We start from the raw sequence: 16,462 nt of genomic DNA, 5'->3' as shown, positions 1-16,462 counted from the left end.
ATAAAGGCAGACATTCCCTTAAAGGTTGATTAGATCAATATCGTTTTTTGCCTTTTTGTGCTCGATATTCAGGCGCTGGCTCTGCTTTTACCTTAATAACTTGCTTTTGTGCAACGCCATTAAGATTCACTCTTGCTTCAACCGTCACTTTTTGTCCTAAGGCATTTGCACAATCTTTGGCAACTTCTTGCGTTAAAAATTCAATATCGCGAACCTCTTGGTGCTGATAAAAAGCAGCGATATAACGATCGAGTGAAAATAACTCCAAAAAATAATCCTTTGCTCGATAACGAATATAGAGCTCTGATCCTTCACCGGGGTTTTGGCTCTTAGTACATAAAATCGGCATTGCCAAAATATGGCATTGTTTTGTGCATAGTGTCGGATTGCGATTTGCGATTAAATCAATCGTCATCTCATGATGCGGGGATTGATAACTCATCTTTCTAGTTTCGGGAATAAACATCTGTATGCTCCTTTACAAAGAATCTTTGCCATAAATTTTTGAGTGTTTTAGGACGAATAATGACCGTTAAAGCAATACAATATTTCGCTAAAATATCGGCAAAAATAATCGCTAACATCTCTTCGAATGTTAGTACGCCTAAGAATGCAATTAACGTCATCACAACACTATCCACCGGCACACTCACAGCATTACTTGCCACCACTTTAAGTGCCCAAGAACGCTCTTTCAATCGTTCAAATACCGCTGTATCGGCAAGCTCACTGAACATAATTGCCAAAAATGAGGCGAGAATAAATCGAAAAGGAATCTCTAAAATAATACTCAAAGCAGTATTAATGATTAACGCTATGGTAATACCCATTAACGCAAATCGAATACCGTAACGATGAAGATGATCGCGAAGCGTAAAAACAAAAGCAAAAAATATTGTGCCCGCACTCAACATCCCATAAAAAGGAAGTTCGATAAATTTATCAATAAGAAGATTGGCAACAAAGATCGAGACCACATACGCGGTCAAATAGAGATAACGCATGACTTTTCCTTTTATATTAACTTGGGGTGAGGGAACCCAATGGGGTTAATGAATTAAATTCACCAACATTGAAAATAATGTGGAGCTTATCATACGGGAGTTCTACTATTTCGCAAATAAAAAACTCTTAAAATTGTGAATAATACTTATTTAACACAACTAAAAATCAGCTTTTACTGGAAATATATCAATCATTTATATAATACAAAACCCAAATCTATGAATATTTTTCAAAAGGACTTTGAGCTCGTAAAATACAGAGCGTAACACCTCGACCACCATAGCGTTGAGGAGGGTTAGCAAAAGCGAGCACATCAATTTGCAGACGTAGCCAACGATCGATTAATCCGCGGATTACTGGGGCATTTTTCGAACTATTGCCCTGCCCATGAATAATCTTCACACAAAAAAGATTCCGCTTTAAGGCTGAATAGAGGAACATCTGTAATTCATCTCGCGCACTACTTGCTGTTAAACCATGAAGATCAATTGTGTCATCTGGAAGAAAATCACCTTGTGCGAGACGCCGTAATAATTTAGATGACACACCATCACGCGCATAACGCATCTCCGATTCAGGATCACTATTAATCCAATTCGTATCATCACTCATTAAATCGAAAAAGGGCGTTTCTTCTCGTAGTGCTTTACGAATAGCAAGACGAAGCTTCGGACGAGGATGTCGAATCGTATCATCTGGGTTTTTAAGAGATTCAACTTTTCCGATACTGTTTCGAAAAAGTTGCTTATCTTCATCACTAATCACCAAGAATTCCTTTACCACCAATACTCTGCCTAAAATGAATAGAGCAAAGAATTAGATCTTTGCTCTATCAATATCTAATTGTAATGAAAAAGTGCTCTAAAATTAAGGTTTTTTCGCCAATATCGTGGCAAATTGTAATTTTAGCCGATTACCATCTTTATCTAAACGGTGCATTTCACCAACATTTTCGTTGTAATGCACTAATTCCCAATCTTTATAATAATCCTTTAATTCACCTTCCCCAAATGTAAAGGAGAAGCCATCAAAAGGATATTGTTCTGTCGACATCGCCGCAACTAAAAGATTGTATCCGCCCGATATTGTATGAGCCTTCATATTCGGAATAATTTGTGGCACCGCATCACGATTTACAAACATAAAAACAACCGTTGAGATAATCAGATCATATTCACCTTGGATATCGGCACTATTAATATCATACTGATGAACGTCAATATTAACGATATTTTCTTTTGCGATAATATCGTTAATTGTTGCTAACATACCCGGGCTTAGATCATAAGATGTAACCTCAAAACCACGATCGGCAAGATAGAGTGAATTTCGTCCTTGCCCACATCCCAAATCTAACACTTTACATGGCTCAACACCATACTTCTCAACCATTTCGACAACATCGGTGTGTGGTAAAGTTAAACCATATTGCTCGTGATAATATTCTGCCGGTTTTCGTGGGGACATTTCATTACTCCTTTAACAAAAAAAACATAATTACTGATATCGAATCCAAGTACCTGTCTCTCCTAAAAATCCTGCCTTTGCAGCTTCTAAAGAGGTGATTAACGCTCGTTTATCAGGGTGACTCCTGACAAATCTCATTGCCGCACGAATCTTCGGTAACATTGAACCCGGTGCAAATTCACCGGAAGCGATATATTTTTCTGCTTCATCATACGTCATTTCAGAAATATCTGCTTGATCTGCTTTCCCAAAATTGATCGCAACCTTTTCAACCGCCGTTAAAATCATCAAAAGATCCGCATCAATCTGTTCGGCAAGTTTAGCACTGGCAAAATCCTTATCAATAACGGCAAGTTTACCAATAGTATGATCTCCTTCAGTTGCAACAGGAATTCCGCCTCCACCAACAGTAATCACTAATTCTCCTGCCTTAATAAGATTTTCGATAGTTTTAATCTGCACAATTTTTTGGGGCAACGGGGAGGCAACAACTATGCGGTAACCTCTGCCTGCATCTTCCATCACCGTATGCCCCGCCTGACGCAACTTCTCTGCTTCTTCTAAAGTATAAAAAGAACCGATAGGTTTATTCGGTGCATTGAATGCAGGATCTTTTGGATCAACTTCAACTTCTGTAATTATCGTAACAACTTCTTTATCAAGATTGCGGCGTTGCAACTCATCCCGAAGAGCTCGTTGCAAATGAAAACCGATATATCCTTGACTCATAGCGCCGCACTCCGTAATCGGTACTTCTGGTTTACCCAATATTTTTTCCGCACTGTCCATCGCCAACTTAATCATTCCTACTTGCGGCCCATTACCATGAGCCACGACTAAGTCATGACCTTCTACAATCAAATCTACAATCGGCACCACGGTGGATTGTAAAATTGTCTCCTGCTCTTTTACACTATTTCCCAATGCATTCCCACCAAGCGCTACAACGATTTTCATATCTCTTTTTCCTCTGTTAGTTAATCCCATTTTTTATCTTTTCAAGTGATCCTACTCCGCAAAACATCCCATAGAATCAATTACATTTTTCTTAAAATATCATTTAAAAATTTTCATCAATTACGGTATTATTGCGAGCGCGTACATGACTATTTTTAACGCGCACAATTTAATATTAAATTATTACAGAGGGAATCGTTGTGAAATTTTTAAAAGAGTTCAAAGAATTTGCGATGCGCGGCAACGTGATCGATTTAGCCGTCGGGGTAATCATTGGTGCCGCATTTAACAAAATCGTATCATCATTAGTATCAGATATCATCATGCCTCCATTAGGGCTACTTCTTGGGGGTGTTGATTTCAAAGATTTTGCAATTACTTTAAAAGAAGCGGTCGGCGAAGAGCCGGCTGTATTGTTAAATTATGGAGTTTTTATCCAAAACATCCTCGACTTTGTTATCGTAGCATTCTCAATCTTTCTTGCGATTCGTGTAATGAATAAACTTCGTGAAAAACAAGATGCAGAAGTTACGGAGGTTGCTGAAGAAGTTGCGGCAGAGCCAACAAAAGAAGAAATACTTTTAACAGAGATTCGCGATATTTTAAAATCAAAATAATAGAAATTAACGAAGTTCCATTGCTATACTCCTCTAATAACGACAATAAGGAGGAGGGATTAATATGGAAAAAGTGCTCTATTTAACAGAAACAGGACGAGGGATTGATTCGTGGCGTGATATATTTGCAACGATTGATCCTTCGTTTTCTATCGTATTGCCACAAGAAGTTCAGGATTTTAGCGAAATTAAATTTGTTTTAGCATGGAAACCACCCCAAGGAATTTTCTCGAAGCTTCCTAACCTGAAACTTATTCAGTCTCTAGGGATGGGGATTGATCACCTTCTCTCATGTACGGATATACCGAGAAATGTTCCTGTTGCCCGCATTGTTGATGCCGATATGACAATACAGATGCAAGAATATGTACTATTTGGTGCATTAACTGCATACCGTAATTTTCAGTGCTATCGCATATCACAGACAAAATCTGAGTGGAAACCTCAAAGACGGCATTTTCATGAGACATTTAATATTGGCATTATGGGACTTGGTGAGCTTGGATTTGCAGTTGCAAAGCATCTACAACTCAATGGCTTTAAAAATATCCGTGGTTGGTCAAGAACCTCCAAAACATTTGATAACATTGAATCTTTTGCAGGTGAAATGCAATTGATGAATTTTGCAAAAGACCTAGATCTGCTGGTTTGCTTACTACCGCTTACAACACAAACAAAAGGAATTCTTAATCAAACACTTTTTAATCAACTTCGATCTGGAGCCTATCTTGTTAATCCTGCACGAGGTGAACATCTTGTAGAAAATGATCTCTTAAGTTCGCTCAATAAAGAACAGCTCTCTGGTGCACTTCTCGATGTATTTCAAACAGAACCCCTTTCAAACAATCACCCTTTTTGGCAGCATCCCCAAATAACCATAACTCCCCACATTGCCGCTGCCACAAATCCAAAAACGGCTGCAGAACAAGTCATCGAAAATTTCAGACGAATAACCAAAGGATTACCCCCTAGTAATCTTGTAGATGTTGATCGAGAGTACTAATTTTACCGCAAAAAAATATGATATTATGAACAACCATTACTATCCAACCAATCTCAAGGGGTCTAACGATGCTCGCTCTGAATAAATTTTTCTTTTATATTGGCATGATTATCAGTCTAATTGGAACATTTATCGGAATTCCGCTACTGATTTTTGGCTATCAACAAATTGGACTCTATCTTGTCACAATCTGCGTACCCGTTGGATTTTTACTCTGGTTTACCGGTTTTGTTGCCTACACATTCTTACGCCCAAACTCTATGCGTCAGCAAGCTGATCAAGAACATGATGCGGCACAAAAATATCAACGACAAGTGCCTGATTAATATATAAAAAAGATAAAAAGCCCCAGCACCTGGCTGGGGCTTTTGCATTCAAGAGAAGCGTTCAGCTAAATAATTGTCACCATTAAAGGACACGACGCTGACGATAAGCTTCCGCCAAAGTAACACCTGTTGCAACAGAAACATTTAGACTCTCAATCTCTCCCTCCATTGGGATTTTTACAACAAAGTCACAATTCTTTTCTGTTAGCCGACGAATGCCTGAACCCTCTGCCCCCATCACAATCGCCACAGAACCACGAAAATCGCTTTCAAAAATAGTTCGATCACCACTACCTGCTAGCCCCGTCACCCAAATACCTCGTTCTTTAATTTTTTCAAGCATTCTCGAAAGATTTGTCACCTCTATAAATGGAATACGCTCAGAACTACCGCTAGAGACCTTACGCACAATAGGCGTTAATGAACAGGCATTATCTTTCGGAACAATCACTGCATCTACACCAAATGCCTCTGCACTACGCAGACATGCACCCACATTATGAGGATCTTGCACCTCATCTAAAATCAATAAAAAGGGGGGATGATCTAATTGATCAAGTAATTTATAGAGATACTCTTCACTTTCTGGCGCACGGACTTCAACAAGTGCCGCAACACCTTGATGGCGACCATCAGCAGCAACACGATCTAAACTTGTTCCATCAACACGCTCAAAACGAATATGAAACTGATGGAGAATATCTAAAAATGAGAGCATTCGCTTATCTTTACGGGTTGGGTCTACCATTACCCTTAATACCTTATCTTCTCGGATTGCGGCTTCTACCGCATGAAATCCATAAATCCACTCTTCTGCCATTATTCATCCATTTACAAAAAAATGAAATAATTATCGCATGTTTCAATTCAAAGTCCATGATGAGTGGCTTGGAGTTCATTAAAATCCTTTATTAAAAAAAAATTAAAATTTAATAAAAAAATAAACGTCTATTAACAAATAGCAAGAGTAATCCAAAACATTTAACTTTCCTAGACTATTTAAAATAACTTAATGTAAATAAACGAAAAATAATAAGTGGTTATATTATTTTTTATCAAAAAAATAGTCTATAATGCTGAAATCTATTTTTGATGTTTTTAGAGGGCTTTCTATGGAACTTGATCCAGTTGTACTCGCGCGAATTCAATTCGCCATCAATATTTCTTTTCACATAATTTTCCCAAGTATTAATATTGCTCTGGCTTGGATTTTGCTATTTTTTAAAATTCGTTATCAAAAGACAAATAATGAACAATGGCTTAATGCTTATAATTTTTGGGTGAAGATATTTGCCCTTAGCTTTGCTATCGGCGTTGTTACCGGTGTTACCATGAGCTTCCAATTTGGTACAAACTGGCCGGGCTTTATGGAAAAAGTTGGAAATATTGCAGGCCCACTTTTAGGCTATGAAGTATTAACCGCGTTCTTCTTGGAAGCAACATTCTTAGGAGTGATGCTTTTTGGACAAAAGCGCGTATCGCCATTTATTCACAACTTAGCAACTCTACTCGTTGCAATTGGTACAACTTTTTCAGCATTCTGGATCATTGCACTCAACTCATGGATGCAAACACCAGCGGGTTATGAAATGATCGATGGTGTTGCACATGTGACAAGCTGGTGGGATGCTATATTTACCCCATCATTCTTGACACGTCTTGCGCATATGCTATTAGCTTCTGGATTAACCGCAGCATTTTTAGTAGCGGGAATTTCCGCTTATAAAATCCTTAAAGGCGATCCTTCAGAAGCTAGTCGTAAAACACTCAATTTAGGAATCATTATTGCGGCAATTTTAATCCCTGTCCAGATCTTTATCGGGGATCAATCAGGGCTTTTAGTACTTAAACATCAACCTGATAAACTTGCGGCAATTGAAGCAATTTGGGATACAGAAGCACCGGTTGCCTTCAATGTGATCGCCTTTCCAAATGAAGAGACTCGTAGTAATGACTTCGCACTTCAAATTCCTCACTTAGGCAGTATTATCCTAACTCACAGTTTAGATGGGGAAGTTCGTGGTTTAAATGAATTCAAAGAGCATCCCCCCGTTGCTATTGTCTTCTGGAGCTTTCGTATCATGGTTGCAATTGGGCTATTGATGCTTCTAACATCTTGGATTGGCGCCGTTCAACTCATGCGTAAAAAAGAGATCGGCAAAAAAATGCTTCGCATCTTTTGTTTAATGACATTCTCTGGCTGGGGAGCAGTACTCTTTGGCTGGTACACAACAGAGATTGGTCGTCAACCATGGATTGTTTATAATCTTATTAAAACAGCAGATGCCGTCGCTCCTCATGGTGTATCCGTAATGATCCCATCATTATTGATTTACATATTAATCTACGTATTTGTCTTAGTAAGTTATCTTTCAGTACTTTTCTTTATGATCAATAAGACCATTAAGAAAAATATCGCTGCAGAACAACAAGGAGCGTAATTATGGATGCTGCTACAATTTTACCAGTCATTTTTGCGGGATTAATGGCCGCTGCTGTTTTCTTCTATATCATTTTTGATGGATATGATTTAGGGGTTGGCATTCTCTTCCCCTTTGTTAAAAATCGCGAAGATCGCGATCAAATGGTCGCAACAGTCGACCCTTTTTGGGATGCAAATGAAACATGGATAGTGCTTGGAATCGGAGTTATATTTATCGCTTTCCCGAAAGCTTATGGGGATATTTTAGTAACGCTCTATATTCCTACTGTCCTTATGCTCGGAGGATTAATTATTAGAGGTGCCGCTTTTGACTTTAGAAATACCGCACAGCCTCATCGTCAGCCTATGTGGGATAAACTTTTTTGCTTTGGCTCATATCTCGCGACAATTTCACAAGGAATTATGATCGGGCTCTATGCAACTGGATTAAATCCAACGCCGGCAAATTGGGTATTTGCAATTTGTATCGGTATTGCTGTCTGTTTTGGTTATGCGCTTTTAGGATCTGCTTGGTTAATTTTTAAAGCAGAGGGCCATATTCGTCTTTTTGCAGTAAAGTCAATTCGCCACTCAATTTTCTTAGCATTTATCGCCATTGTTCTTGTTTCATTAGCAATGCCCTATACTAGCCCAATCGTTTATGCTAAGTGGTTTTCTTATCCAAACATTATCTATTTAGCGCCAATTCCAGCTGCATGCCTTATTTTCGCAGTACTTATCTTCTTAAGCCTTCGATTCATTGAAAAAGATACAACTTATAAACGCGATTGGCTGCCCTACTTCTTCGCGGTACTCATTGTTCTCTGTACTTTTATCGGCTTTGGTTACAGCATTTTCCCTGATATTGTACTTGGAGAATTGACAATATGGGAAGCAAGTGCTGCACCTAAATCCCTTGAATTTACGCTTTGGGGCGTAGCAATTGTCTTGCCTTTAATTTTACTCTATACATTTTATGTTCATAAAATTTTTAGTGGGAAAATTAAACCACATGATGAAGTTGGGTATTAACTAATAATCATTGCAATAACTGATCGATATATATCGAGGACCCATTCGCTTTTAAAAACGTGCTCATTACGAGCGCGTTTTTTTATCTATCTTATACAGTAAAAAGACATCATAACTACAAACCATCCTCAAAAACTTACAATAAAGAAATATCGTAGATAATCTTTCTACTATCATAATTAATAGCATCAAAAAAGCCCGAGAACCTAAGTCCTACGGGCTTTTAGCGTTACTAAGAATTTATATAGTTAATTACGATTTAGAGAGTTAAGATCATCATAAGCTACAAGAACACGTTTAATCAGACTTTCTTGACCTTTACGCAGCCAAGCACGTGGATCATAGTAGGCTTTATTAGGACCATAAGGGTCTTTGGGATTACCTAATTGACTTTGTAGATAACCTTCATTTTCTTTGTAATAATTTAAAACTCCTTCCCACGTTGCCCATTGTGTATCAGTATCGATATTCATCTTTACAACACCATAACTAATTGCATCACGAATATCTTTAAGATCAGAGCCTGAACCTCCGTGAAAAACAAAGTTTAATGGGTGATTTGAAAGATTGAATTTCTCAGCCACATATTTCTGAGAATTTTCAAGAATAATCGGTTTTAACTCGACGTTTCCAGGCTTATATACACCATGTACATTTCCAAAAGACGCTGCAATTGTAAAACGAGGGCTAATTTTACTTAATACTTCATACGCATAAGCAACATCTTCTGGTTGTGTATAGAGAAGTGAATTATCGACAGAAGAGTTATCAACACCATCTTCCTCACCACCGGTAATACCTAATTCAATTTCAAGAGTCATCCCTAATTTATCTAAACGTTTAAGATATTCTGCGCATGTTGCAACATTTTCTTCAAGGGATTCTTCAGAAAGATCAATCATATGCGATGAAAAAAGCGGTTTACCATGTGCTGCATAAAACTTTTCACCGGCATCAAGTAAACCATCAATCCAAGGAAGTAATTTACGGGCAGCATGGTCAGTATGCAAGATCACAGGAACACCATAAGCTTCAGCCAATGCATGCACATGTTTCGCACCTGCAACAGCACCTAGAACAGCCGCTTCATGACCGTTATTACCTGGTAATTTTAATCCGCGCCCAGCGTAGAATTGCGCACCACCATTTGAAAATTGAATAATCACAGGGGATTTTGCTTTTGCAGCAGCTTCTAGCACGCCATTAATCGACTCAGTATTCACAACATTAATTGCAGGAAGCGCGAAGTTATTCTCTTTCGCTACTGCAAATACTTTCTGAACATCATCACCGTATAGAACTCCAGGTTTTACTACATCAAGAACCTTCGTCATAACTACACATCTCCTACATAAATTGAAAACAACTCCATTTTACCGTTTATAAAAAGGTAAATCTACCAACCTTTTTAGATAAAAATTCACCATCTATTTCAGAAAAACTACAAATCCTAAACAAAAAACCTACAAACGCATAATACGTTTGTAGGCTCATAGCAACTATACCATTATTAGACAATAAATTATTGGGTATAAAGAATGAATGTTATTTCAACAAATTATATAAAACCATCTTTAATAAACATCGCTTTAAGATTTTCAATGGCTTTTTCTGTTCGGTCATTTTCCACCACCAATCCAAAGCGCACATAACCTTCCCCACCTTTACCAAACCCGATTCCCGGAGAGACAGCTACGGATGCTTCCTTAATCAATTTTTCGGCAAACTTCATAGAGCCCATCGCGCGGTATGCTTCTGGAATTTTAGCCCATAAGAACATCGAAGCTTTCGGCTTTTTAACCTCCCAGCCAATAGATGCTAATCCTTCACACAGCAGATCACGACGCTTTTGATAACGTAAACGAACCTCTTCCACGCAATCCTGCGGGCCAGTAAGTGCTACAACCGCTGCATATTGAATCGGTGCAAAAGAACCATAATCAAGATATGACTTCATCTTAGTCAGCGCCGCAATTAAAGTCGGATTGCCCACCATGAAACCTACGCGCCATCCAGCCATATTATAACTTTTAGATAAAGTATACGATTCAACAGCAATCTCTTTAGCGCCTTCTACTTGTAAGATAGAAGGTGCTTGATAACCATCAAATGAAAGATCCGCGTAAGCTAAATCATGTACAATCCAAATACCATGCTCTCGCGCTAGTTTTACAATACGTTCAAAAAATGCGATGTCCACACATTCAGAAGTTGGATTCGACGGGTAATTCAAAAAGAGCATTTTTGGCTTAACGGGTGAATTAGCAATGGCTTCTCGTAGATTTGCTTCAAAATCATCTTCAGGTCCAGCAGGAATATGGATGACGGTTGCCCCAGCAATAATCGGGCCGTAAGGATGAATAGGGTATGCGGGATCTGGAACCAAAACAACATCCCCTTCACTTAAAACGGCTAATGTTAAATCTGCAAGCCCCTCTTTTGAACCGATTGTATAAATGGCTTCAGTTTCAGGATTTAAAGAAACGTCATATTTACGTTGATACCAATCGCAAATCGCTTCGCGAACAGGAACGATCCCTTTTGATGCTGAATAACGATGATTTGCGCCTTCTTGTGCAGCAGCAACTAAGGCATCCACAATATGCTTGGGTGTTGGTCGATCTGGATTGCCCATTCCAAAATCGATCACATCTTGACCATTAGCGGCAGCGGCAGCTTTTAGTTGATCAATAACACTAAAAACATACGGCGGTAAATGGTTGAGCCGTTTAAAATCAGTGGATGGCTGCTGTGACATCTTTCCCTCTTCTTTTATACAAAAAAATTTTAATATATTCTAAATATAGCTGACTATTACCCAATTAAATTTATTACTCAATAATAAATTATTATTTTTTAATATGTTGAATAACAAGTCATCTGCTTTAACATCGTCATTTTATAGCCTTCTCACAAAAATAGTACGGTTTCCATGTTTTTATGGCATGAGCGAAAAGATTAATAATCCCCCTAGTAAAACAACACTGAAAACAACCTACTGATTTTATTAGTTTTTATAAAACTGCTCTTGAATATTCATAAAATAACAACTATCTCGCAAATTACGCATCTTTAAAACAATTGTCAACCGATTGGCTCGAAGATTTATTTTTCAAATAAAAAAACTCTTTTCACCCCCCAAAGAAAGCCATAGATCACGATTTTTCAATCAATTAGCCAAGATCATCATAAATAAATTAACTCAGAAAATCTCTCAAAATAGGCTATAATACATCCCTAAAAAGTAGACAAACCAGAGCTCATCCATATTCCTACTCGATGAGTTGAAGACAAAAGAAGAGAAAATGATAGATAAATTACGAAATATAGCCATTATCGCTCACGTTGACCATGGTAAAACAACCTTGGTTGATCAATTATTAAAAAGTTCCGGAACATTTGATGCACGCGAAGATGTTGCAGAGCGTGTAATGGATTCCAACCAACTTGAGAAAGAACGCGGCATTACAATTCTTTCAAAAAATACGGCGATCAACTGGAAGGATTATCGTATTAATATCGTTGATACTCCAGGACATGCTGACTTTGGTGGTGAAGTTGAGCGTGTTTTATCAATGGTAGATTCTGTACTTCTTTTGGTTGACTCTGTTGAAGGACCAATGCCACAAACGCGTTTTGTAACACAAAAGGCGTTTGCGATGGGCTTTAAACCTATTGTTGTTATTAATAAAATTGACCGCCCCGGAGCACGCCCTGATTGGGTGTTAGACCAAACATTTGAACTTTTCGATAAGCTCGGTGCAACCGATGAACAACTCGATTTTCCTGTGGTTTATGCATCAGGCCTAAATGGCTTTGCAGGGCTAACAGATGATGTGCGCGATGGTGACTTTGAACCTCTATTCCAAGCGATTGTGGATCACGTCCCCGCACCGAATGTTGAAGTAGATGCCCCATTCCAATTACAAGTTTCATCACTTGACTATAACTCATATGTTGGTGTAATTGGAATTGGACGTATTAAACGTGGTAAAGTTCATAAAAACATGAACGTCGCAATTATTGACCGCGAAGGTAATAAGCGTTCTGGAAAAATTCAGCAAATTCTTGGCTTCCATGGATTAAATAAAATCGAATTTGAGTCGGCACAAGCAGGCGATATCATCAGTTTTACAGGGCTAGATCCACTTTTTATTTCCGATACGATTTGTGATCCGCAGTGCATTGAAGCATTGCCACCATTAACAGTTGATGAACCTACGGTATCAATGATGCTGCAAGTTAATACTTCTCCCTTTGCTGGTAAAGAGGGTAAATTTGTTACCTCTCGTCAAATTAAAGAGCGCTTAGAGGAAGAGTTACTTCATAATGTGGCTCTTCGTGTTGAACAAACAGAGAGTGCTGATGTATTTAAAGTATCGGGTCGCGGAGAACTTCATCTTTCGGTATTAATCGAAAATATGCGCCGTGAAGGTTACGAGATGGCTGTAGGTCGTCCTCAAGTAATTATCCGTGAGGAAGATGGCGTAAAAATGGAGCCCTACGAAACATTAACGTTCGATATTGAAGAGCGCCACCAGGGCGATATTATGGAGCAAATGGGCATTCGCTTTGCTGAACTTCAAGATATGGCACCCGACGGAAAGGGGCGTATTCGTATCGATTATATCATTCCATCACGCGGATTAATTGGTTTCCAAACTGAATTTATGACATTAACAAATGGTACAGGATTGATGTTCCATAACTTTGATCATTACGGTCCTATTAAGAAAGGTTCTGTTGGACAACGTCAAAATGGTGTCCTAATTTCAAATGGTCAAGGAAAAGCCCTTGCCTATGCACTCTTTAACTTACAAGAGCGTGGCCGTCTATTTACTAGCCATGGAGATGAGATCTATGAAGGCCAAATTATCGGCATCCATAGCCGTGATAATGATCTTGTTGTCAATGCCCTTCGTGCAAAACAATTAACGAACATCCGCGCTGCAGGAACAGACGAAGCATTAACACTTTCAACACCCATCAAATTAACGCTTGAGCGTGCGATTGAGTTCATTGATGACGATGAGTTAGTTGAAGTAACACCGAAATCAATTCGTCTTCGTAAACGTTACCTAACTGAAGCAGATCGTCGTAAATTACAACGATCATCAAAAGATAATTAATTTTAATTAAAAACTGTTAAATCAAATAGTTACTACAAAATCAGAAGCCACCAATTATTCATTCGGTGGCTTTTTTCTTTACCGCTTACAAAACTTACTAATTACTCTAAAGCTTGTGGATTCACTCGATATAATCGATAAAAATGGATAGCATTAATATCAAAATCGGCCAAAACTGTAAATCCATGTGCATCAATCGCTTCATCATAAACAGTTAACTCGGGACCAGTCATTTGTAAATTCTCAATCATCTCACTATCATAACGATAACGCGTTTTGAAACGACCGTATTCATGGTAAAGCGCACCGTGTTGTTGATCAAACAAATAATGCTTTACCTGATAAGTTCCTCGAGCGAGTCCTGTAATCGTCACAATTTTTTTACGCCGAAAACTTCCTACCATATTTTCTTCTATGGATAGATGTGGATTAAAGATAGAAGGATTCACCAACGCAATATAGTAACCATCATCATATTCAGTAATGAGATAATCATCTCCTTGAGCAATGACTTTCCCCTGTAAATCTTGCAAAAATTTTAAAACATAGAGAATCGGTCGCGGCATTAAGTGAATGTAATAGAGCGCAATCGCATTTGTATCAATAATATAATGTTCGGCCGCTTCACGTTGTGTTTCTGTATTCAATGTGACACCAATTGCAGACACATGAGGATTCACACCAAGTAACGTTTGAAAGATTAATGCACCACGAAAATAAGATCCATTTGTCCGACGAGTAGTGCCTGTTAACGTATTCCACTCCATTAAATAAGTAGGGACGTCTATCGCCAATGATTTAAGCTTTTGATTAATCTCTTGAGCTTTATTTTCAATATAACTAATTTCATTTTGAAGCAATTCATAATCAGAAGAGGCTGCATCCTCAATGAGGTCATGGAAATTTGCACGAAAGCTGAAAAAATCGATCGTTTGTAGATACTGTTTATATTTTGTCAATGTTGCTAAGTCATCGGGTTCTGAACGCGGGTAGAATATACCCACAACGAGTTCGGGCACAATCAATTGTAGAGTTTCCTTCACTCGCAGGAATATTTCAAAATATTCCTGCATATTAACGACATTAATATCGGTATAAAAAACAAAATGCCATGTTGCTACATATTTTGAGCCATAACTATCAATAGCATGATAGATAAACTTTCGAATTTTTTGCAGATATTCTTTAAGGTCAAGTCTCGCCCGTTCAAAGTAGATACGCGATACTAAAGAGAGATTATTTTGCTTCAAAAACTCGATTGCAGTATCGATATTGATATACGATGAATAAGTTGGATAATCTTCATCTGTCACAATATGAGGCGCAATAATAGCACCCGAGATAAGATGTGAGACCTCGACATAACTGATCTTAGCGTAACGTTTAAGATGTAATAGTTGCTGACGAATCGTCTCTTTCAACAACTCTAATACATCACCAATAAAAACGATATAATTTTGCAATACTATCGATTGATGCTGTTTACCGTTCGGAACATTAATTACTTGTGATTCAATATGAATAAACTCATCACGCACTTCAGGCTGTTCTGCCGAGTTAATAATATTGGCAAGCAAAGGAACCAAGGTTTCCACAGAAATAGCCTCTGCAATTGAATGAAGCGATTTCTCGGTTGATAACACACTTTCCTCTTCAGAAATCTTCTCACTTTTATGCGTTTTACGGAATTCGCTCGGCGTTGTATGATACTGTTTTTTAAAGAGCTCAATAAAGGTTTTGTTATCTGCAAACCCATGATCTTCTGTGATTCGATAGATTGGCTTATTGCTATTAATCAGATCATAGACAGCATGTTTAAAACGTAGGCTTGTTAAATACTGTGAGAATCCAAGCCCCACTTCATTTTTAAAAAGCCGCGAAAGATAAGGCACTGAAAGATGCTCTTTTTCTGAAAGACTTTTAAGCGTAATAGGTAAATGATAGTTCGCTTCCAAACTCTTTAAAATTCGTTCCATACGATCACTATACTGAGCAATCGAAGGATAATCTGCACTGTTCTCTTCCTGGAAATAGGAAACTAAAGTCAACATAATGTCAGAAATTAGCAAATTTGCTTCTAAATACATCTCATCATTTGCTTGAATTTTCACCATCATTGCTTTCGCAATTAACCAGCGTAATTGTTTCAGTGCTTTTTGCTTATATTGAGGGAAATATTCATCATCCACAATATATTTATAGTGAAAATAATTCTTATAATAACGTGTGAAATAATGATTAGAAATACGCAGCTGAATTACAATATTTTTACCATTTCCTCGCACGCGATATTCACTATTACGGTTAATAATCACTAAATCATCGCGATTCAAATATCCACTTAATCCATAACTTTGAAGTTGTATTTTACCTTTTAAAACAAATAAAAAAGTAATCCCTGCATAAGAATCGATGATCTCCTCTTCAAATACACACGCTTTAATTTGATATTCTGCCAAATTATTTTCTTTTATCATCTCATCTCCTGAACTTAGATCAAATAT

At 37.9% G+C, this 16,462-nt stretch carries 15 protein-coding genes; 6 read left to right on the top strand and 9 right to left on the bottom strand.

From position 1 onward, the window contains the following. Positions 1-34: 34 nt before the first annotated feature. The 5 genes from ACPF7B_RS00455 to arcC all read right to left on the bottom strand — a co-directional run bounded on the left by ACPF7B_RS00455 (position 35) and on the right by arcC (position 3,429). Positions 35-466 (bottom strand): hypothetical protein, encoded by a 432-nt coding sequence (locus ACPF7B_RS00455; RefSeq protein ID WP_490505676.1) that lies wholly within the window; start codon positions 464-466, stop codon positions 35-37. Beyond that, on the bottom strand, positions 447-1,004 hold the full coding sequence (locus tag ACPF7B_RS00450; RefSeq protein WP_490505675.1) for a VUT family protein: 558 nt from the start codon (positions 1,002-1,004) through the stop codon (positions 447-449). Before ACPF7B_RS00450 ends, ACPF7B_RS00455 begins: the two co-directional genes overlap by 20 nt. Positions 1,005-1,221: 217 nt before the next feature. Beyond that, on the bottom strand, positions 1,222-1,770 hold the full coding sequence (locus ACPF7B_RS00445; RefSeq protein WP_490505674.1) for a Smr/MutS family protein: 549 nt from the start codon (positions 1,768-1,770) through the stop codon (positions 1,222-1,224). Positions 1,771-1,872: 102 nt separating this feature from the next. After that, positions 1,873-2,472, bottom strand: a complete 600-nt coding sequence (gene tehB, locus ACPF7B_RS00440; protein WP_490505673.1) for a tellurite resistance methyltransferase TehB — start codon at positions 2,470-2,472, stop codon at positions 1,873-1,875. A 30-nt stretch (positions 2,473-2,502) separates the two neighbouring features. Beyond that, positions 2,503-3,429, bottom strand: a complete 927-nt coding sequence (gene arcC / locus ACPF7B_RS00435; protein ID WP_490505672.1) for a carbamate kinase — start codon at positions 3,427-3,429, stop codon at positions 2,503-2,505. A 200-nt stretch (positions 3,430-3,629) separates the two neighbouring features. Between arcC and mscL the strand changes: the two genes are divergently transcribed. The 3 genes from mscL to ACPF7B_RS00420 all read left to right on the top strand — a co-directional run bounded on the left by mscL (position 3,630) and on the right by ACPF7B_RS00420 (position 5,375). Beyond that, positions 3,630-4,046, top strand: a complete 417-nt coding sequence (gene mscL / locus ACPF7B_RS00430; RefSeq protein ID WP_490505671.1) for a large-conductance mechanosensitive channel protein MscL — start codon at positions 3,630-3,632, stop codon at positions 4,044-4,046. Positions 4,047-4,110: 64 nt separating this feature from the next. Further along, positions 4,111-5,049 carry a 2-hydroxyacid dehydrogenase gene (locus ACPF7B_RS00425; RefSeq protein ID WP_490505670.1) on the top strand — a complete coding sequence of 313 codons (939 nt, stop codon included), beginning with the start codon at positions 4,111-4,113 and terminating at the stop codon, positions 5,047-5,049. A gap of 68 nt (positions 5,050-5,117) precedes the next feature. Next, a complete protein-coding gene (locus ACPF7B_RS00420; protein ID WP_490505669.1) occupies positions 5,118-5,375 on the top strand; it encodes a hypothetical protein in 258 nt (85 codons plus the stop codon). A gap of 82 nt (positions 5,376-5,457) precedes the next feature. Here ACPF7B_RS00420 and rlmB read toward each other — a convergent pair whose 3' ends face one another. Further along, positions 5,458-6,195, bottom strand: coding sequence for a 23S rRNA (guanosine(2251)-2'-O)-methyltransferase RlmB (gene rlmB, locus ACPF7B_RS00415; protein WP_490505668.1), 738 nt, complete (start codon positions 6,193-6,195; stop codon positions 5,458-5,460). Between the two features lie 292 nt (positions 6,196-6,487). On the opposite strand from rlmB, the gene ACPF7B_RS00410 reads away from it, so the two are divergent. Beyond that, positions 6,488-7,816, top strand: coding sequence for a cytochrome ubiquinol oxidase subunit I (locus tag ACPF7B_RS00410; protein ID WP_490505667.1), 1,329 nt, complete (start codon positions 6,488-6,490; stop codon positions 7,814-7,816). A gap of 2 nt (positions 7,817-7,818) precedes the next feature. Next, entirely contained in the window at positions 7,819-8,829 is a 1,011-nt protein-coding gene (locus ACPF7B_RS00405; protein ID WP_490505666.1) for a cytochrome d ubiquinol oxidase subunit II, read from the top strand. Between the two features lie 248 nt (positions 8,830-9,077). On the opposite strand, the gene fbaA is transcribed toward ACPF7B_RS00405, so the two are convergent. Continuing rightward, on the bottom strand, positions 9,078-10,163 hold the full coding sequence (gene fbaA / locus ACPF7B_RS00400; protein ID WP_490505665.1) for a class II fructose-bisphosphate aldolase: 1,086 nt from the start codon (positions 10,161-10,163) through the stop codon (positions 9,078-9,080). Between the two features lie 224 nt (positions 10,164-10,387). Continuing rightward, on the bottom strand, positions 10,388-11,587 hold the full coding sequence (locus ACPF7B_RS00395) for an aminotransferase class I/II-fold pyridoxal phosphate-dependent enzyme (RefSeq protein WP_490505664.1): 1,200 nt from the start codon (positions 11,585-11,587) through the stop codon (positions 10,388-10,390). A gap of 547 nt (positions 11,588-12,134) precedes the next feature. Between ACPF7B_RS00395 and typA the strand changes: the two genes are divergently transcribed. Further along, positions 12,135-13,958, top strand: coding sequence for a translational GTPase TypA (gene typA / locus ACPF7B_RS00390; protein ID WP_490505663.1), 1,824 nt, complete (start codon positions 12,135-12,137; stop codon positions 13,956-13,958). Positions 13,959-14,059: 101 nt separating this feature from the next. Here typA and ACPF7B_RS00385 read toward each other — a convergent pair whose 3' ends face one another. Then, positions 14,060-16,435 (bottom strand): helix-turn-helix domain-containing protein, encoded by a 2,376-nt coding sequence (locus ACPF7B_RS00385; RefSeq protein ID WP_490505662.1) that lies wholly within the window; start codon positions 16,433-16,435, stop codon positions 14,060-14,062. Positions 16,436-16,462: the final 27 nt, after the last annotated feature.

The organism is Ignatzschineria sp. 22MB058224, from assembly GCF_058188435.1.
The sequence above is the reverse complement of the archived record's forward strand: the minus strand, read 5'-3'. Positions and strand labels throughout refer to the sequence as shown.